A 519-nucleotide genomic window follows, 5' to 3' on the forward strand; every position below is an offset into this window, starting at 1 on the left:
CCTGAAAGCCTGGTCAGACCGGCTCACCGACCTCAAGCAGCACGCCTCACGTATCGAAGAAAACCTGCGCGAAGCGCTCGACAAGGAGCAACAGGCACTGGCAGCAGCGCAGCACGCGAACCAGGCCCAGGTCCAGGCCGCCAGTCAGTTCTCCGACGCACCTGCAGACCAGGGCGCGGCGGAGGCCGCCACGCGCGCCAACAAGGCAGCCGCTTCGGCCGCCGCCACCGTGGAAGAGCTCAGACGGAACGCCGAACAGCTCAAGAACAGCTGGGAGGACGCGTCACGGGAGTGCGCGAAGAAACTCCGTGAGGCCGGTGACCGCGCACCCGACGAAGGCTTCTGGGAAGGAATCGGCGAGTTCTTCGAAGGGGCTCTCAGCACGATCGGTGATATCGCCGGCATTGTCTCCGCTATCGCCGGTGTCCTGTCCTTCATTCCCGGCATCAACGCAATCGCAGCGCCAGTTGCGCTGGTCTCTGGTGCGATCGCTCTTGGCGCTCACGCAGCAGATATGGC

At 64.7% G+C, this 519-nt stretch carries 1 pseudogene; it reads left to right on the plus strand.

The features are described from left to right. Window positions 1-519, plus strand: a pseudogene (locus ABD323_RS45400) (hypothetical protein); the annotation flags it as partial.

Source organism: Kitasatospora nipponensis (assembly GCF_039528135.1).
Taxonomy (GTDB): domain Bacteria; phylum Actinomycetota; class Actinomycetes; order Streptomycetales; family Streptomycetaceae; genus Kitasatospora; species Kitasatospora nipponensis.